Genomic DNA, 17,391 nt, shown 5'->3' on the forward strand with positions numbered 1-17,391 from the left:
ACAATAGATCCTGCACTTTTTAATACTACTGGTTATGCGCCTATGATACCAACAGCAAAAAATCTTTCTGCTAAACAGAATGGGACTAGTTACACAATTACGTTTTCTGCCAATAGTAATCTTATATATGATGGATGGGTTAATTTCTATGATAAAGATAAAGAGTATGTAGGTATGTATTACTATTTTAGAGATGATAATAACAATATAAGTAAAGAACTAAACAATGGTTCTCAATTCTATACAGATGGGCAGATAAATCAACTAATCATTAATAATGAAAACATTACCTATTTGGATAATACTTATTCCTTTAGTGATATTGAATACTTTGTTGTTTTTCTCATAGATGGTGCTCAATACAATAATAATTACTATGATGCCCAGTCAAATTCTGCTAGAACAAAAGTCACTCATTAATCTATTGGCATTCATCAATCTTTTGCTTATTGGGAACTTTTTTCAATAAGCAAAAGCAGAATCAATTAGAACGCTTAAAATCCTATTGTATCAAGACATTATAACAGAATATTGGAGGAACCAGAATTAAAGGTTATAATTGGTACTATGAGATATTTACTGTTAAGCCTAAGCATCCCCCTATTCTTATTATCTTGTCAAAGTACAAACACAGACAGTATACAGCCTCCAGAAGCCTCTGATTTGATAATAAAAGAGGTAGGTTGGGTTCTAGAAAGCTATGAAGCTGACTTCTTTGATCCCCCCCTAGACTCAGACACAATTTATATTAAGTGGAGCTTTCTCACCTCAGGATCCTACGAAGATTTGGAATCGGTTGAAGTAAGCGATGGGGTATCCCAATGGACAATGACAAAGGATGATATCATTTGGACAACAAAGAAAGACGGTTTTATTTTTAATAAACGTTTCATGTCAAAGAAAGAGGGAAATAAGCAAGGAGATACCCTAAGGGTAGGAGACTATATTCTCACCTTTTATTTTTCTAACGGCAGCTTCTATAGAAAAATATTCCACATGCCCATACCTGGTTCAACATCATCTAATCATTATCAATTTGTTACCACAGAGAAACAATTACTCAATAACCCAGATTATGCTCCCATGCTAGCTATGCCGGAAGAGGTTACGGTTAAAAAGGATACACAAGAACAGACTTTCAACCTAAGGTTCACCATAAACAGCCCTCTGGTGAGAAACGGATTTGTTATCATCTATGACAAGGATAAAAAAGAATTAGCCAGTATTGGACTTAAGGCTCCCTTCAACATAGAAGGAAAATTGAACTATTTTAAGTATCCCTATGCGCCGATCCTTGATAGGGCAGCTTACATAACCATAAATCTGGTAGATGGCTATCAATATGAACAACCTAATCACTATGATGCTAAAGCAACAAGCAGATATTATACGATACAAACATCACATTAATAACAATGATTACGATTTTATCACCATAGATCAGGATCAAAGGGATCCTGGTTATGCACCAATGATACCCCTGGCAGAAAATATTGATGCTGAGTATATAACGAACACGGGAGACCTTATAGTAAGTTTCTCCTGCGATAGTCCAATCATCAATAATGGATACATATGGGTCTATGATGAGAATAAAAAATACTTAGGAATATCGGATCATTTCAAAGATGATGAAGGAAATATTCCCTTTTCATTGAATGAGGGAACAGAGTTTTATACAGAAGGGACAAGCAATACCTTTGTTATAAAGGAAGGAGATCTCTCTAAAAATACTAAGAACTCTCAGGTAAAATTCATCTGTGTAGCCTTAACAGATGGTAAGCAGTATTTCGAGGACTCTTTTGACGCCAGATCTGAGTCAGCTCGTACTCCTGTAATAGGTATTGAATTAGTAACAAACTACTGACTCATTTAACCATTTTGCTTATTGGAAACATTTGATTTTCAATAAGCAGATGGTCTGTTTGCTCATTGAAAACCATTGGAAATCAATAAGCAAAAAAAGAAAACCTAGTAAGCCCTTTGATTTGATGAATCAATAAAAAGTGATATACTCTTGTGAAGTTTAATTTAAGGAAGGTTAATCAAATGAATAAAATCATAACATCAGTCACCACTGTACTACTATTAATGATTTTAAATAGCTGTGCTTCTACGGATACAGCCCAAATGAAAGCGCCTCTTGCATTAAAATATGTTGAACCAGCCCCTCTGGATAATCCCTTTACAGTAGAAAAAGTTGGTTGGGTCCTTAACCATTACGATAAAGATTTTTGGATAGATCCTGAGGAGTATAATTCCCTCGAAGTAATATGGAGTTTTGCCTATACAGGGGACTTTGAATCCCTAGCCAATATGGTAATCATAACAGGAGAGGACCGATGGGGACCTTTTTCCAAGGACATAATGCATACTGATGCTGGTGGAACTGTTCTATATTTGGATACTAAACTCATTAATAATTTTTTAGGGATGGGCACAGGAGACACACTTCGAACCAAGAATTATCAGTTTGTCTTTTCCAGAAATGATGGAAGCCTATCTATGATAAGCTTTAATATTCCCGCACCAGGTGAACATAATGCTGGGGACTACGAGTATATTACAATTGCCCCATCATTAGCGGCAGAACCCAGCTATGCCCCTATGCTTTCTACAGCAGAGAATATAAAAGCCCGTAGAGAAGAGGACAAAATTCTAATAGATTTTACTATTGATAGTGAAATAGTTTATAATGGATATGTAATCTGTTATGATGATATGAGAAATTATGTTGGCATAAGCTATGATTTTCGTAATAAGAACCAATCAATGTCCGAAGACTTAAACTCAAGTCAGGACTTCAGGAAAGACGGTTCTCTTAACAATCTGGAATTACATTCAGATGATATAATCCTTGAATCCGGGTATACCATGGATAATATTGAAAAAGTAGTCATCGTTCTTACCGATGGTAATCAGTATCAGAATTCCAGTAGTGATTGTAAATCCTTTTCAGCCGCTATAGCAGTAGAATAAAAGAATGAAGAAGATATTAGTATTCGCAACAATTCTATTAATACTTATCTTAACTAATTGTGCTAGTAATGAGCCCCCCCTTCAGGATGACCAATTCACTCCTACACAGGTAGGTTGGGTTCTTCATCATTATGATAAAAACTTTTGGAATGAACCTGATGACCATAATTCACTGAAGATAGAATGGGCTTTCACTTATACTGGGGATTATTATTCTACCCTATCAACTCTCGAAATAAGCGATGGGGAACGGGCTTGGAACTATACAAGGGATGATTTGGAATATAGTTCAACTCACATCATAGATTTGACAACAAAAGTAAGTAATACCTACTATGGTAAAGGAACGAAAGACACATTCAGAACCAAAACTTATCGTTTTACTTTCACAAGAAATAATGGAACTACCGCAACGATTGATTTTGATTTACCCGCTCCAGGATCATTAGAAACAGGGGGATATGATTTCATCACTATTGATCCTCAGTTAGCAGAGTTACCTAATTTTGCTCCCATGTTACAAACAGCATCGAAGATTACAGCCCATCAATCAGAGAAGGGAATACATGTAGATTTTACTATTGATAGTAATATAGCCTATAACGGTTATGTTGCTTTCTATAATAAGAAAGGAGAATATATCGGTTCATCTTATGATTTTAGAACAAATGACCAATTAGTTCGGGAAACACTCAACAGGGGCCGCACTTTTAATACAGATGGGACAGCGAACTCAGTAAGTCTCAGAAAAAAAGATATTGATTTCACCCCTGGTAAATCTTTTGAAGATATAGCCGAAGTAGTTGTTATTCTTATGGATGGAAAACAATATAGAGATTCCAGGTATGATTGCAAATCCTATTCCGCTACGGTACAAGTAGAATAATAGAAAATGATGGATAAGTGTATCCTGATGAAGCTAACTATGATACTGGTTCAGAAACATCCTTCATCCCTGTAATAAGGAAATAAAAATGAAAATATCTACTGTTTTAATAAACTCAGTCCTGCTAATAACAATACTTATTGGGTGCAAGACGGCCCAGCCTGATCAATTAGATAAGTCATTCACGGTTACAGATGTGGGATGGGTTATTAAACACTATGATAAGAACTTTTGGGATACTCCTAGAGAATATAATAGCCTTCAAGTTAATTGGTCATTTGGCTTCACTGGGGATTATGAATCCCTGGACTATTTAGATATTAGTGATGGAGACAGTCTCTGGGAGTTGTTCACTAAGGAAGATATGCACATCAGTGATAACGGGCTAGTGCTCATATTGGACCGGAACATGTCAAACTCCTTTTATGGAAAAAGGACTGGTGACACGATTCGAACAAAGACTTATCAGTTCACTTTCACAAGAAAAGATGGAAGTACTTCAAGTATTGACTTCGCTATTCCTGCACCTGGTTCAAAGAATGTAGGAGAATATAACTACATTACCATTGACTCGGAATTAGGAAAGTCTCCTCAATATGCGACCATGTTACCAACAGCATCCTCTATAGAAGCCTATAAAACAGATAATGATATTTCAGTAAGTTTTACGATTAACAGCAAAATAGCTCATGATGGATATTTAGTCTTCTATTCAGAAGAAGAAGACTATGTAGGATTAACTTTAGACTTTAGGAATGCTAATCAATTAATATTTGGCAAACTCAACTACGGACAGGATTTCTACACCGATGGAAGACTTAATCAAGTACTCTTAATGGAAAAGGATATCAAATTCGCTCAAGGATATTCCCTTGACGACATCAGTTCAGTCATCGTAGTCATCATGGACGGAGCTCAATATGGGAATGGTAAGTTTGACGTTACTTCCTATTCCGCCTCTAAACGAGTAGAATAGCTCCCTATATGCGCCTATTATTCATCAATCAGCATACAGGAAGTCGTACCTTCCCCCTAGCCTCGGCCTCTCTGGCCTCCACCATTGAACAGGAACTACCTGAAGTTCTTCTTGATATCGAGGAAATAGGTCCTGACTTTGGGCTAGAGGATTATCCTTCCCTCTTTGCCCAAGCCATTCCTGATGTCATTTGTCTGACCATTTATATCTGGAGTGTTCCCGGATTGAGCCAGTTAGGAGAATGGATCAAAGCCCAGTATCCTCAGGTCCTGATCTTGGCGGGAGGCCCAGAGATCACCGCCGATCCGATAGGATATGCTCAGAAGTCTTATATAGACCTCGCCCTACCTGGGGAGGGGGAAGCGATCATTGCCCAAGTCATCAAAGACTTGGACAATTCAGATGATAAGGCTCAAGTATTAAGTAAATACGCAGAACACAAGGGATCCTATCTGGTGGAAAATCTGGATACACTGCCTTCTCCCTTTACCCTATCAGCCTTATCAGAACATCCTTATGAAGATATGGTTTGGGAGTTGACCAGAGGCTGTCCCTTTAAATGCCATTTTTGTTTTGAATCTAAAGGGAATGGGAAGCTGCGAGGGAAGTCCCTGGATAAGATAAGAGAAGAATTAAGACAACTCCAAGAGAGGAATACTAGAGAACTATTTATCCTGGATCCTACCTTTAATTATAAACCACAAAGAGCAAAGGATATTCTGAAGCTCTTTATCGAAGAAGCTCCTGACATCCATTACAACATCGAAGTACGCTCTGAGTTCCTTGATGAGGAGCAAGCTTGGTTATTCAGCCAATTCAACTGTAGCCTTCAAATCGGGCTCCAGAGTGCCAATCCTAGCATCACAAAAAACATAGGGCGTCCCTTTGATCCAGATCAGTATCAGAATCAGCTGAGCTTACTCAATGAGGCTGGTGTTGTTTATGGAATCGACCTGATCTATGGCCTTCCGGGAGACACTCTGGAAGGATTCTGGAATAGTGTGGAATTTGTTCTGGATTGTAAACCGAATCACATAGATGTTTTTCCTCTCATGGTTCTCCCTGGGACCACTTTGTCTGATACAGCTAGTAAATTAGGCTTACGTTATCTTCAGGAAGCCCCCTATCTGATTCTGGACCGGGACGGATTTGACAAGGAAGATTTAACCAAGGCCGAGAGCATTATGCATAATGTGAATCAGCTCTATAATCAGGGCAAGGCCGTTATGTGGCTGGACTTTATCCTGGATGAATTTGATTTAGGCTATAGGGATGTTTTCTTCGATTATTCTCTCATCCCTGATGGTAGACCTCTTCAGGAAATCTTTCACTTACTGGACTATCTGGGAGAGAGGGCCCAACGTCAAGAGATACTCCCTATCATTAAAGACATGGTCAATGTTCTATATCATCTGGATGAGGAAGACCAAAGCCTACTCGAGGGATGTACCTATAATCCTCAAATTCTCTGGGAACAGATGGAACAGGGGATTGGGGATCCTGAGGAATTGATGTTCTTTGTTCCATTAAAATAGTTAAGTCTTGAGCTTTGAAAGTCTTTCTGCTAGCTTACATAGATGAAAGCGAATAGATATCCTACAATCGGAATAATCGGGGGAGGACAACTGGGTCGAATGACCATTCTTGAAGCAAGAAGAATGGATATTCCTGTTGTTGTCCTAACACCAGAACATCCTTCACCAGCCAGTGACATTGCCAATGACTATATTGTGGGAAGTCTCTATGATAAGACTAAAATCAAGGAACTAGCCCAAGCTTGTGATGTTATCACCTTCGAGATTGAGCACGTAGATGCGGATACTCTGGCGGAACTGGAAAAAGATGGAAAAAAGGTCATCCCCAGCTCGGGAGTTCTTCAAATCATTCAGGATAAATCCATACAGAAGAAAGTATTACGTGATCATGGGCTACCTGTATCCTCCTGGGATATGCTGGATGGGAATAATCGTGAAGAATTATTAAAGCACTATGGCTACCCTGTTGTTCAAAAGTCCTGTAGAGGGGGTTATGACGGAAAAGGGGTTATGGTTATCACATCACCGGAAGATATTCCTCAAATGTTGGAAGGAGAAAGTTTTCTCGAAGAATGGGTAGACTTCCAGAAAGAAATAGCCGTCATGGTAGCCCGTAATGAAAAAGGGGAAATCAAGGCTTATCCATTAGTCGAGATGGAATTCAATCCTGAAACAAATATCTGTGATACAACCATCGTCCCCTCAAAGCTGGATGAACAGCTCCAGAGGGAAGCCCGGGAACTTGCTATCCAATCAGTGGAAGCCTTAAATGGTGTCGGAATCTTCGGTGTGGAAATGTTCCTCACCAGGGACAACAAGATTCTTATCAACGAAATAGCGCCCCGCCCTCATAACTCAGGTCATTATACGATAGAAGGCTGTATTACCAGCCAGTATGAACAATATATCAGAACCTTACTAAACTTACCCTTAGGTTCTACAGAACTTATTCAGCCTAATGTGATGATTAATCTATTAGGAGCTGAAGGTTATGAAGGCCCTACAGCAATATCAGGATATGAGAAAGCCCTTGAGATTCCCGGTGTCTTCCTTCATATCTATGGAAAAAAACTAACCAAACCTCATCGGAAAATGGGACATTTGACAGCCTTGGGCAAAACGAGGGAAGAAGCTATGAATAAGGCTCAAACAGCAAAGCAATTAATCACCATCTTATCGGACAAAGGAGAATAACATGGTCCAAGTAGGAATTATTATGGGAAGTGACTCTGATCTTCCTGTGATGAAAGAAGCGGCTCTCATTCTGGAGTATTTTGGAATTGAATATGAATTAACCATCGTATCTGCCCATCGAACAGCTAAACGCATGTTTGACTACGCCCAGCAAGCGGCTTCCCGCGGGATTGACGTTCTTATTGCCGGAGCTGGGGGGGCAGCCCATCTACCAGGGATGGTAGCAGCCCTATCCTCACTGCCTGTTATCGGGGTTCCTGTGAAGAGCTCTAAATTATCAGGTCTGGATTCTCTGCTGTCTATAGTACAGATGCCCGGTGGTATTCCAGTGGCAACTGTAGCCATTGATGGAGCGAAAAATGCAGGCATTTTGGCAGCTTCCATATTAGGAATCAAAGATCATTCTCTCAGGGATAAGCTCCAGGCTTATAAAGATAGTCTGGAAGAAGAAGTGGAAACAAAAGCCCGCAAAGTGGAAGACCTGGGATTCAGGGAATATCTGGAAGGAATGAATAAATGATCTATGAAGCAACAGAGGCCAATATCAATAAGGCAGCGAATATCCTTAAGGAAGGAGGTCTGGTTGCCCTACCCACAGAGACTGTGTATGGACTAGGAGGTAATGCTTTAGATCCTCAGGCTGCCGCCAGAATATTCGAAGCCAAAAAACGTCCGCATTTTGATCCTCTCATTACCCATATTGCAGATATGGATATGCTTGATGAGATCTGTGTTGTCCCTGATAAATATAGAGATATCTTAAGCCGCATATGGCCAGCTTCTTTAACAGTTATCGTTCCTCGCAAGCAGATCATTCCCGATCTCATTACTTCGGGACTGGATACTATGGCAGTCAGGATGCCCGATCATCCTATTGCTCTGGAAGTGATTAGACGTTCTACAGGAGCGATTGCAGCCCCTAGTGCCAATCCCTTCGGCTACCTAAGTCCAACAACAGCAGAACATGTAGAATCCCAATTAGGCATGGCTATTGATATGATACTCCAGGGAGGTCCCTGCCGTGTAGGTGTTGAGTCTACAGTCCTTGATTTAACCCAGGAAACACCTGTGATTCTCAGACCTGGTGGATTCTCTATTGAGGAGTTATCTAAGCTTTTTGAAGGTGTTAAGCTCTTTGATAGGCAGGTTGTGACACCAAGTTCTCCAGGACAATTAAAGATGCATTATTCTCCTCGCACCCCCCTTTATATTGTTGATGGACCAGAAGATGTACCTCCTGAACTGGCTTCTGAATCAGCCTATCTGGGCTTTAGGAAAGATGAACTTAACTCTGTCATTAACTTCTGTCACACAAACTATTTATCTGATTCAGGAGACTTCATTCAAGCCGCTTCCCGTTTGTTCATACTCCTCCATGAATTAGATGAAAAGCAGATCAAAGCCATCTATGCCCAAAAGGTTCCAGAAGAAGGTCTAGGTCGAGCTGTTATGGACCGGCTTTACAAAGCTAGTGTGAAATAGCTTGACCAAATAAAGCTAAGATGTTTATCCTTTAATCGATATTTAAAGGACAATTGATTTTTCGGGGCAAGGTGAGCTGTTAAGCAACAGCAATTCCTGAATGGCGGTATAGCCCGCGACTCGAACCTGCAAAGGCAGGTAAGACTGAACTGGTGAGAATCCAGTGCCAACGGTACAGTCCGGATGGAAGAAAAATCCAACACACACATAGAATACCTGGGTCCATAGGGGTGGTCTCATCTCTATGATCCTGTATATGCCCACCGAAAACTCCTGTCCAAAGGAGTTCACTAAAATGTCACAGATATTTATGGAGAAGGCTCTGGCCTTAGCCCGTAAAGGTTATCCTGCGCCCAATCCCTATGTAGGAGCTGTCCTCGTCAAAAAGGGACAGATCATTGGTGAAGGGTATCATTCGCAAAGGGGCAAAGCCCATGCGGAAGTAGAAGCCTTAAACCATACCACTCAGGATCCTGGAGGAAGTAATCTCTATGTCACCCTTGAGCCCTGTAGTTATGAGGATGATAGCAAACTCACCCCTTCCTGTACAAAGCTGATTATCCAAAAAGGAATTCAAAAAGTGATCATTGCCTCCCTTGATCCGAATCCCAGGGTGGCAGGTCAGGGAGTGAAATCTCTTCGGGAACAGGGGATCGAAGTCGAAGTAGGGCTCATGTCAAAGGAAGAGTCTTTGCTGAATAGGGCCTATCATTATTATCGTCACAGGCAAACCCCTTGGGTCCATATTAAACAAGCGGTGACCTTGGAAGGCTACATTGCCACAAGTCCACCAGCCAGGACAGCCTTAAGCGGTGATCAGGCTTTAAGGAGGATACACAAACTCCGGGCCTCTCACCAGGCTATTCTTGTCGGAGGGAACACGGTCATTCTGGATAATCCCTGTCTCGATAATCGTTCAGGAGACGGGCCGTCTCCCTTAAAGATCATCCTGGAAGGGCACAAAGATCTCCCTCTTACCCTTAAAGTATTCCAAGAAGTCAGGCCCCACTCTCTACTGCTTATAGCCAGAGAACCAAGAGCTTATCATTCCCCTCTTGAGAAGCTCGGTATTGATATCCTTTATCACCAATCTGAAGATCTCTCTGGATTACTTAATGTCCTGGGAAAGAGAGGTATCATTAGTCTACTCGTGGAAGCGGGTACTAAGCTCGCTTCCAGCTTATGGAGGGAATCTTTAGTGAATGAACTGACCCTTATTCAATCACCTTTCACTTTAGGACAGGGGACTCCCTTTCTCAAAGAGGATGTTCCCCTAGATCTGCGATCCTCCTGGATGGTGAACCCTCCCGAGCTTTGGGGACAGGACTGTCTTATGAACTGGATACACAAGGATTCCCTATGTTTACAGGCATAATACAGGACTTGGGACGTGTTGAGGAGATACAGAGGAAAGGTAAATCCTTTAGCTACTGCATCCATACAAATCTGGAAGAGGATCTACCAGTAGGAAGTTCTCTGGCGGTTAACGGAGTATGCCAGACGGTCGTAAAAATGGTCAACCATAGTATCCATGTGGAGGTTTTAGCTTCAACCTTGGAGAAAACAAACCTGGGATGTTTAAAAACAGGTTCTCCTGTGAACTTGGAAAGAGCCTTGAAGATGTCTGATTATCTGGATGGACATCTGGTTCAGGGACATGTAGAGACAACAGTCGTACTCCAGGCCCTAACCTCTTCAGGACTCGGACATATCCTACGATTTACCAAACCACAGAAACTCTTTGGTCTGATACCAGAAGGGTCTATCTGCCTGGATGGAGTAAGTCTCACGATCAGTGCCTTAGGTTATGACTATCTGGAAGTACAGATCATCCCTGAGACATGGAAGAGGACCCTCTTCCATACCAGAAGGCCTGGTGATCATATCAATATAGAAACAGATATACTCCTTCGCCGGGAATCAAAAGAACACAGTGGTGTTACAAAAGAAAAATTACAGTTATGGGGGTATTAATCCTATGAAAATAACAACAGAGCAAGCTATAGACCTATTGAAGGATGGTCAAATGATCATTCTAACTGATGACAAGAACCGAGAAAATGAAGGAGATATTCTCTTTCTGGCTCATAAAGCACAGAAAGAACATGTGGATTTCTTAACACGGGAGGCCAGGGGCTTAATCTGTGTAGCCTTAAGTCCTGAAAGGGCAGATCAATTCCAACTTCTTCCCATGGTGACCCATAACGAAAGTGTACATAAGACAGCTTTCACCCTATCAGTTGATGCCAATAATGGAGGAACAGGAATAAGCGTTCATGACAGATGGGAAGCCATTAAGGCTTTAGGAGCCGACCAGCCTGACAGGAAAAGCCTTGTGTCACCGGGACATGTCTTTCCTCTAAGGGCTCAAAAGGGAGGATTATGGGTACGACAGGGACACACAGAAGGGGCTGTGGCCCTGGCGGAATTAGCACAGGAACAACCGGCAATGGTCATCTGTGAGATTCTGGGAAAGGGAGAAGACATGGCTAGAGGTCAGGAACTCATAGACTTCGCCAAGACTCATCACCTGGGAATCCTTTCGATGAATGAGCTCCAGGACTATCTCGTCAAAGGAACAGCCCGCACCTTGCTCCAGACAGAATGGGGAGAATTGGTGATGGAAACCTACCCTCCAGAACATCCTGAACAGGAACCACCTTTTCTCCTGTACTCTCCCCATATTGATTGGGAAGAAAGCTTTGACCTACGCATTCATTCAGAATGCTTAACGGGAGAAGTATTAGGCTCACGCCACTGTGACTGTAGAGAACAACTCCAACAATCAATAAAGCACATCAGCAGAACAAAGGGAGCGCTCCTGTATCTGCGACAGGAAGGTCGGGGAATCGGACTAGCAGAAAAGATAAAAGCTTATGCCCTCCAACAGGAGGGACAAGATACTTATGAGGCCAATGAAAGTCTCGGACATGCTCCGGATAGTCGTGACTATCATTATGCCGCACGCATACTAAGAAGCAAAAAGGTATCAACCTTTAAACTTTTGACAAATAATCCAGACAAAGTAGAGAACATGCGCGCTCAGGGATTTCAAATTGAAAGACTATCCTGGGAGATAGAAGCGAACGATATTAATCGTTCTTACCTAAAAACAAAGAAAATCAAATTCCATCATCACCTGCAAGGAGTATAAAGATGACAGAGATAATAGGACAATTAAACATAACAGAAGCAAAGGTTGCCATTGTCATTGGCAGATTCAATTCCCTTATCACAGAACAGCTATTAGAAGGAGCTATTGACGGCCTGACACGACATGGATTAGCTAAAGAAGATATTACCCTTGTCAGAGTACCAGGAGCTTTTGAGATTCCCCTTATGGCTCAAAAACTGGCCCGAACCTCCTCTTTTGATGCCATTCTTTGCTTAGGTGCAGTAATTAGAGGGAACACACCTCACTTTGATTATGTATCTGCAGAAGTATCCAAAGGAATTAGTCAGGTCAGTTTAAAGGAAAATCTACCAATCATATTTGGTGTTCTTACTACAGACAATATGGAACAGGCTTTGGAGAGGGCAGGAGTCAAATCAGGGAACAAAGGCTTCGATGCGGCCTTAACAACTATTGAAATGATTAATCTCGGAAGAAGTTTGTAATATCCCTGAAGAAATGTTCTTGTTGCATTGGAACCTTGCAGATTCCTTTGCAACAAGATTTTACCCCCTTCTATAGAAGAAGCTGTATTACCATTATCACTGCAAAAAGAATAATAGCCAGAGAAGGAACTAATTCAGCAAAGAAGAGAAGTCCACTGTATTTGCTATGAATATTTTCTACTAAAAAGTGTCTACCTTTTATGACTAACAAAGCCAGCAGGGACATGGTCAGGAATCCACCTAAAGAGACACCCAGCACCATAAGACTCATAAAGGGAATGATCTGATTTGCCAAACCATAGACTAAAAGAGCACTGCTTACAGGACAGGGAATCAAGCCCACAGCCAGAGCTAGTTTAAAGGGGGATTTAAATCGACGATGATCCACATGCTGACAATGGTCGTGGTCGTGGTCGTGGTCGTGGTCGTGGTCGTGGTCCGCATGATTGTGATGAGGTTTCAGGTGACTTAGCAAGTGGCCTATCCCTAATATCATGATTAATCCATAGGCAATCAATTGAAGATAATAAGAAGTATCCACCCCATTCGATCGCCCCACAAAGGCTTTAATCACTCCATAACTAAGAATAACAACAACAAAAGCAGACACACTATCAACAATATTAACAAAGAGGCTGTACCACAAACCTGTGGAAACCTTCGAATCTTCTGAAGAGAAATAAGCTATTGTGAATACTTTGCCATGACCAGGGCCAATAATGTGAACCATTCCAAAAAGGATGGCTAGACCAAAGGCTAACCAAAAGGACGCCCAGTTATGTTGATCTATCACTTGTCTGGATAAATGGGCTATCTCATTTTGAAGATAATAAGCAGCATTTCTAATAAAATCAGGAACACGGCTACCATATACTTCAGGGACAGGTTTAGAACTTCCTGTGAAAGGATTAGCAAAAAGTGCCCCTCCTAGTAAAAGCATAAAGATTGTAAAACCTGAGGCTTTTTTGTTCATTAGTTCTCCTTTAAAAAGACTCCCGGAACTTCAATAGTTCCCCAGCCTAATGTATCTCGTTTTAGTTTTTCTTGAATGACTGTCACATTAGTGCCAGGAATAGAATCAGGACAGGAAGTTAGTCGCATATCGGCAAAATAAGTTTTATCCCAGGGAATGATTTCCATGTCATTCCAGCTCTGTTTGAGGGGAACGTCAAAATCATAGATTAGTTTATGGTTTTTGATGGAGGCCTTGAAATTACTGGCAAGGGGAATATCAACTTTTTTACCATCTCTGACTATATCAAGAAAGTAGTCATAATTGATCATATTCCGGAAAACAATGCGGTTGATCTCATCTTGTTCATTCTGTTCTAGAATATCATTACGATTTACATCATAATTTAAAATCATATCGGAACTAAAATACTCATCAAAGGTCCAATGAACATGGAGTAAGCCTGATGAGGTGAAATTCAGATCAACATCTATCCACAGATGAGGATGGGCCCATAATGAGGGAGAAAGGAAAAGTAATAAGATATAAAAAAAATTCTTCATGATATAAACCTGATTTGCAAAGTAATTGCGTTTTATAAATAAAATACCATCTATCGGTGAAGGTTACAATAAAGGATGAATGATGAATCAACACGTACTATATTGGATGCAAGCCAGTCCCAGAACTAAGGACAATCAAGCTCTCATTCAAGCAATTGATATGGCTAATCAGAATAAAGTCTCTGTCAAAGTCCTTTTTGTCCTTACTCCTTTTCCAGAAGGAAACCTAAGGCATTATCAATTTATGCTGGAAGGGTTGAGAGATGTTAGTAAAAGTCTTCAGTCAATGGGAATTGGCTTTGAGATACTCAAAGGGGATCCCATCCATATCATATTAGAAGAATCCCGGAAAGCCCTATACCTGATTATGGATAAGGGATATTTACGGATTCAAAGGCATTGGAGACAACAAATTTATGGACAGTTGAAGATCCCCTATTGTGAAATCGAAGATAATGTCCTCTACCCTGTCGAGGAAATCAGTAACAAAAGAGAATGGAGTGCCTATACTCTTCGAAGGAAAATACAAAAGACAACAATCCCTCAAAGAAGTATGGACATTCCCTGTCTTCTTAATGAATACACTCAGGGCTCCTATTCTGTTATGACTGATGAAGAACTAGAACAATGGCTAAATCAAGAAGGAATGGATACCAGCCTTCGTCCTGTCAAATTTTATAAGGGCGGTGAACAGGAAGCTCTTAGAAGACTGGACCGCTTCCTTCAGTATAAGCTCGATAAATATGGGGAAGAGAGAAATCATCCAGAATGGGAAGGCCAAAGTGATTTAGCGCCTTATCTCCACTTTGGTCAGATAAGTCCTTACTATATTGTGAGCTGCCTTCCTCAACCTTACTCACAAGGAGCAGAAGATTTTTTTGAGGAATTGGTAGTTCGACGAGAACTGGCCATTAACTTTGTCTATTACACAGAAGCCTATGATAAATATGATTGTTTACCAGACTGGGCCCAAAAGACCCTTGAAAAGCACAAAGGAGATCCCAGACCCACTTTGTATACCCTTGAAGAATTAGATAAAGGCTCAACACACGATGTTTACTGGAATGCGGCTCAAAATGAGATGGTCATCACAGGTAAGATGCATGGCTATATGAGAATGTACTGGGGTAAAAAAGTACTAGAATGGGCGCCCACGCCAGAAGAAGCTTTTGAATGGCTCATCTATTTGAATAACAGATATAGTCTGGATGGTCGGGATCCCAATACCTATGCTGGTATAGGATGGTGTTTTGGCAACCATGACCGTCCCTGGACGGAAAGATCAGTCTTTGGCACCATTAGATATATGGCCGCATCTGGTCTAAAAAGGAAATTTGATATTGATACTTATGTCTTTAAAATTGGAAATCTTTCTGAAGAATAAGAATCTCAGGTCTATATTCGAAGTGCATGGAATCATAGAAAAACCATTTCCCCCCCCATATAAAACCTTCAGCTTCAAAAGCTTGTATAAAAGATTGGGGAGGGTTGAATCGTTTGTTATAAGGAAGATTATACCAATCCTTGCGAGCATAACCGACCCATTGCCAGTAGGAATTTTGGAAAACCTGTCCACTGGCAATTAAATCAAGGGCTAAACCATAAGCATGAAGGCTCCGACTGGTTGTACTTGCAATGTTGCGCCAATTATAGGCATCAACTCGATAAAAGGTCTTGAGGAAAGATCTTAATTCCCTATCCTTCTTTGCAGATTCATGAATGCGCTCTTCCACTCGCGAGAGATCCTCTAGAAGTTCTCGATGCAATGTTGTTTTATGGCCAAGAAAGTAAATGGTTTTTTGCTTTTCCCAGGCACTTTCTTGATCCTTAATCCCCCAGAGAGCTTCATAAAAAGATTCATTTCGATTGGGAGGGTTTAAGCGATTCTCATTTAATTGCCTTTCAATATCTTTCTTATGTTCTTCACTTAAAGCTTGGATAGGAGGAAGGACCTTCGGATAGGGATAAAAGGAATAAGGAGCAAAATCTTCCCAGTTATTTGTATCTGCTTGGGTTAATAAGCGCCCATGAGCCCAGTAGAATCGCTTGTCCTTTACAACAAAACTAAGGTCTCCATCAAAGTATTCCACCTCGGATATATCTTCATAGGCCATAGACAAGGATTGCATCTGAGGCCAACCATCAAACTGAGAAAGATCTTCGGCTCTTTGATTTATTTCTTTTTTGACTTCCACTGATTCATAGTTGTTCTCATGAGACGTACTTTGGCACCCTATGAGAACAACTAAGATTAATGAGGTAAGGAGTCTATAGAATACCATGCGAACCAGCTGGATATTCTTAGATCTTTTGACCAGTAATTTGTCAATTCCACATCTGATTTGTGATCACTGCCGAGAAGTGGTTCCGTTTCAACAATAAGTCTGTCAATTTTACGGCGCTTGTTCAAAGCAGGTAAATCATCTAAATAGTGTTTACCTGTGACTTTATCCAGTATACCTAAATACGTTCCGTTCATAACGACACTGGCATCAAAGACAACTTTGGGGCTGAATTGTTCAACTTCACCTGTAAGAGTTTTTCTAAAATCACCTAGTTGCTGTTCTAACATTAGTTGCTGTTGTTCGTGCAACTCAGGATAGTCCTGATATATCTGCTTTTGAATAATAATATCCATAGGCTGACTTACAACTTGATTAACCAGACTAAAAACCCATGATCTGACAATCTCATCCTGCTCTAAAGCTTCTGCTATCACGGGATTATATTGTCCCTCTCCCTGAATCTGCAAACGGGCATTATTGAGATGGGATCCCATGGAGACAGGTAACTTTCGCTCCTCAAAGGGAACCAATTCCATTCGTAATATTTGGAGAGCCTTACTGGCTAAGATATGGGATTGTTCGACACCGCATTTAGGACCAAAAGTTACAATAGGGGGAGCTTCTTTTTCTAAGGCATATTGGAGACCAACTTGATCACCAAGTTTTGAATCTAATACGAAATGGATATCTTTACCTATGGTCTCTTCCACCATGGCAATTGCCTTTTGAGCATCTGGTAATAATTCTTCGATTTTCATTGAGGGAAATTATCCTTTGATTTTAGCATTGTATTGCTACGGGCAGGATGATATAGGAAAATGAATAAAATATCAATTTATTCACATTTAATTATTAGTAATCCCTGGAAATTATAAAAAAGCCTCCTCCTAAGAGGAAGCCAGGGATAAGGGATAATAAAAC

19 protein-coding genes and 1 riboswitch are annotated in these 17,391 nt (G+C 40.7%); of the genes, 15 read left to right on the forward strand and 4 right to left on the reverse strand.

Features of this window, described 5'->3' with window-relative positions:
• From K345_RS23270 to ribH, 14 genes are all read left to right on the forward strand, one after another.
• On the forward strand, window positions 1–420 hold a 420-nt coding region (locus tag K345_RS23270), incomplete at its 5' end, for a hypothetical protein (RefSeq protein WP_037570658.1).
• A 147-nt stretch (window positions 421–567) separates the two neighbouring features.
• Entirely contained in the window at window positions 568–1,410 is an 843-nt protein-coding gene (locus K345_RS0100010) for a hypothetical protein (protein ID WP_028972422.1), read from the forward strand.
• Window positions 1,343–1,867 carry a hypothetical protein gene (locus K345_RS0100015; RefSeq protein ID WP_211227803.1) on the forward strand — a complete coding sequence of 175 codons (525 nt, stop codon included), beginning with the start codon at window positions 1,343–1,345 and terminating at the stop codon, window positions 1,865–1,867. The genes K345_RS0100010 and K345_RS0100015 overlap by 68 nt, the downstream gene beginning before the upstream one ends.
• Before the next feature lie 182 nt (window positions 1,868–2,049).
• Window positions 2,050–2,979, forward strand: coding sequence for a hypothetical protein (locus tag K345_RS0100020; protein ID WP_028972424.1), 930 nt, complete (start codon window positions 2,050–2,052; stop codon window positions 2,977–2,979).
• A gap of 4 nt (window positions 2,980–2,983) precedes the next feature.
• Window positions 2,984–3,865, forward strand: a complete 882-nt coding sequence (locus K345_RS0100025) for a hypothetical protein (protein ID WP_028972425.1) — start codon at window positions 2,984–2,986, stop codon at window positions 3,863–3,865.
• Window positions 3,866–3,953: 88 nt separating this feature from the next.
• Window positions 3,954–4,841 (forward strand): hypothetical protein, encoded by an 888-nt coding sequence (locus tag K345_RS0100030; protein ID WP_028972426.1) that lies wholly within the window; start codon window positions 3,954–3,956, stop codon window positions 4,839–4,841.
• An 8-nt stretch (window positions 4,842–4,849) separates the two neighbouring features.
• A complete protein-coding gene (locus K345_RS19025; RefSeq protein WP_053227922.1) occupies window positions 4,850–6,376 on the forward strand; it encodes a B12-binding domain-containing radical SAM protein in 1,527 nt (508 codons plus the stop codon).
• Between the two features lie 42 nt (window positions 6,377–6,418).
• A complete protein-coding gene (locus tag K345_RS0100040) occupies window positions 6,419–7,570 on the forward strand; it encodes a 5-(carboxyamino)imidazole ribonucleotide synthase (protein ID WP_028972427.1) in 1,152 nt (383 codons plus the stop codon).
• A 1-nt stretch (window position 7,571) separates the two neighbouring features.
• A complete protein-coding gene (purE, locus tag K345_RS0100045) occupies window positions 7,572–8,090 on the forward strand; it encodes a 5-(carboxyamino)imidazole ribonucleotide mutase (protein ID WP_028972428.1) in 519 nt (172 codons plus the stop codon).
• Window positions 8,087–9,052, forward strand: coding sequence for an L-threonylcarbamoyladenylate synthase (locus tag K345_RS0100050; protein WP_028972429.1), 966 nt, complete (start codon window positions 8,087–8,089; stop codon window positions 9,050–9,052). The genes purE and K345_RS0100050 overlap by 4 nt, the downstream gene beginning before the upstream one ends.
• A gap of 53 nt (window positions 9,053–9,105) precedes the next feature.
• Window positions 9,106–9,251, forward strand: a riboswitch (FMN riboswitch).
• Window positions 9,252–9,347: 96 nt separating this feature from the next.
• Window positions 9,348–10,427, forward strand: coding sequence for a bifunctional diaminohydroxyphosphoribosylaminopyrimidine deaminase/5-amino-6-(5-phosphoribosylamino)uracil reductase RibD (gene ribD, locus K345_RS19030; RefSeq protein WP_053227923.1), 1,080 nt, complete (start codon window positions 9,348–9,350; stop codon window positions 10,425–10,427).
• Window positions 10,412–11,026, forward strand: coding sequence for a riboflavin synthase (locus K345_RS0100060; protein WP_028972430.1), 615 nt, complete (start codon window positions 10,412–10,414; stop codon window positions 11,024–11,026). The genes ribD and K345_RS0100060 overlap by 16 nt, the downstream gene beginning before the upstream one ends.
• A gap of 4 nt (window positions 11,027–11,030) precedes the next feature.
• The gene (ribB, locus tag K345_RS0100065) at window positions 11,031–12,206 is read left to right on the forward strand and encodes a 3,4-dihydroxy-2-butanone-4-phosphate synthase (protein ID WP_028972431.1); all 1,176 of its coding nucleotides are present in this window, start codon (window positions 11,031–11,033) and stop codon (window positions 12,204–12,206) included.
• A 2-nt stretch (window positions 12,207–12,208) separates the two neighbouring features.
• Window positions 12,209–12,670 carry a 6,7-dimethyl-8-ribityllumazine synthase gene (ribH, locus tag K345_RS0100070; RefSeq protein ID WP_028972432.1) on the forward strand — a complete coding sequence of 154 codons (462 nt, stop codon included), beginning with the start codon at window positions 12,209–12,211 and terminating at the stop codon, window positions 12,668–12,670.
• Between the two features lie 70 nt (window positions 12,671–12,740).
• Here ribH and K345_RS0100075 read toward each other — a convergent pair whose 3' ends face one another.
• Both K345_RS0100075 and K345_RS0100080 read right to left on the reverse strand, forming a co-directional pair.
• Window positions 12,741–13,643: a HoxN/HupN/NixA family nickel/cobalt transporter gene (locus K345_RS0100075; protein ID WP_028972433.1), complete on the reverse strand. Its 903-nt coding sequence runs from the start codon at window positions 13,641–13,643 to the stop codon at window positions 12,741–12,743.
• Window positions 13,643–14,185 carry a DUF1007 family protein gene (locus K345_RS0100080; protein ID WP_028972434.1) on the reverse strand — a complete coding sequence of 181 codons (543 nt, stop codon included), beginning with the start codon at window positions 14,183–14,185 and terminating at the stop codon, window positions 13,643–13,645. The genes K345_RS0100075 and K345_RS0100080 overlap by 1 nt, the downstream gene beginning before the upstream one ends.
• 82 nt (window positions 14,186–14,267) lie before the next feature.
• Here K345_RS0100080 and K345_RS19035 point away from each other — a divergent pair, with 82 nt between their 5' ends.
• Window positions 14,268–15,569: a deoxyribodipyrimidine photo-lyase gene (locus K345_RS19035; RefSeq protein WP_211227804.1), complete on the forward strand. Its 1,302-nt coding sequence runs from the start codon at window positions 14,268–14,270 to the stop codon at window positions 15,567–15,569.
• Here K345_RS19035 and K345_RS19040 read toward each other — a convergent pair.
• Together K345_RS19040 and K345_RS0100095 are read right to left on the reverse strand one after the other, a co-directional pair.
• Complete coding sequence (locus K345_RS19040) at window positions 15,541–16,467, reverse strand: M15 family metallopeptidase (RefSeq protein WP_083963554.1); 927 nt, start codon at window positions 16,465–16,467, stop codon at window positions 15,541–15,543. The genes K345_RS19035 and K345_RS19040 overlap by 29 nt on opposite strands.
• Window positions 16,437–17,228, reverse strand: a complete 792-nt coding sequence (locus K345_RS0100095) for a hypothetical protein (protein WP_028972435.1) — start codon at window positions 17,226–17,228, stop codon at window positions 16,437–16,439. Before K345_RS0100095 ends, K345_RS19040 begins: the two co-directional genes overlap by 31 nt.
• Window positions 17,229–17,391 lie beyond the last annotated feature (163 nt).

This window comes from Spirochaeta cellobiosiphila DSM 17781, from assembly GCF_000426705.1.
Taxonomy (GTDB): Bacteria; Spirochaetota; Spirochaetia; order DSM-17781; family DSM-17781; genus Spirochaeta_E; species Spirochaeta_E cellobiosiphila.

What these genes read in the sequence shown, in the direction of transcription:
- K345_RS0100010 (WP_028972422.1), top strand. Translation starts at nt 568, where the DNA reads ATGAGATATTTACTGTTAAGCCTAAGCATCCCCCTATTCTTATTATCT.
- K345_RS0100015 (WP_211227803.1), top strand. Translation starts at nt 1,343, where the DNA reads ATGAACAACCTAATCACTATGATGCTAAAGCAACAAGCAGATATTATA.
- K345_RS0100020 (WP_028972424.1), top strand. Translation starts at nt 2,050, where the DNA reads ATGAATAAAATCATAACATCAGTCACCACTGTACTACTATTAATGATT.
- K345_RS0100025 (WP_028972425.1), top strand. Translation starts at nt 2,984, where the DNA reads ATGAAGAAGATATTAGTATTCGCAACAATTCTATTAATACTTATCTTA.
- K345_RS0100030 (WP_028972426.1), top strand. Translation starts at nt 3,954, where the DNA reads ATGAAAATATCTACTGTTTTAATAAACTCAGTCCTGCTAATAACAATA.
- K345_RS19025 (WP_053227922.1), top strand. Translation starts at nt 4,850, where the DNA reads ATGCGCCTATTATTCATCAATCAGCATACAGGAAGTCGTACCTTCCCC.
- K345_RS0100040 (WP_028972427.1), top strand. Translation starts at nt 6,419, where the DNA reads ATGAAAGCGAATAGATATCCTACAATCGGAATAATCGGGGGAGGACAA.
- purE (WP_028972428.1), top strand. Translation starts at nt 7,572, where the DNA reads ATGGTCCAAGTAGGAATTATTATGGGAAGTGACTCTGATCTTCCTGTG.
- K345_RS0100050 (WP_028972429.1), top strand. Translation starts at nt 8,087, where the DNA reads ATGATCTATGAAGCAACAGAGGCCAATATCAATAAGGCAGCGAATATC.
- ribD (WP_053227923.1), top strand. Translation starts at nt 9,348, where the DNA reads ATGTCACAGATATTTATGGAGAAGGCTCTGGCCTTAGCCCGTAAAGGT.
- K345_RS0100060 (WP_028972430.1), top strand. Translation starts at nt 10,412, where the DNA reads ATGTTTACAGGCATAATACAGGACTTGGGACGTGTTGAGGAGATACAG.
- ribB (WP_028972431.1), top strand. Translation starts at nt 11,031, where the DNA reads ATGAAAATAACAACAGAGCAAGCTATAGACCTATTGAAGGATGGTCAA.
- ribH (WP_028972432.1), top strand. Translation starts at nt 12,209, where the DNA reads ATGACAGAGATAATAGGACAATTAAACATAACAGAAGCAAAGGTTGCC.
- K345_RS0100075 (WP_028972433.1), bottom strand. Translation starts at nt 13,643, where the DNA reads ATGAACAAAAAAGCCTCAGGTTTTACAATCTTTATGCTTTTACTAGGA.
- K345_RS0100080 (WP_028972434.1), bottom strand. Translation starts at nt 14,185, where the DNA reads ATGAAGAATTTTTTTTATATCTTATTACTTTTCCTTTCTCCCTCATTA.
- K345_RS19035 (WP_211227804.1), top strand. Translation starts at nt 14,268, where the DNA reads ATGAATCAACACGTACTATATTGGATGCAAGCCAGTCCCAGAACTAAG.
- K345_RS19040 (WP_083963554.1), bottom strand. Translation starts at nt 16,467, where the DNA reads ATGGTATTCTATAGACTCCTTACCTCATTAATCTTAGTTGTTCTCATA.
- K345_RS0100095 (WP_028972435.1), bottom strand. Translation starts at nt 17,228, where the DNA reads ATGAAAATCGAAGAATTATTACCAGATGCTCAAAAGGCAATTGCCATG.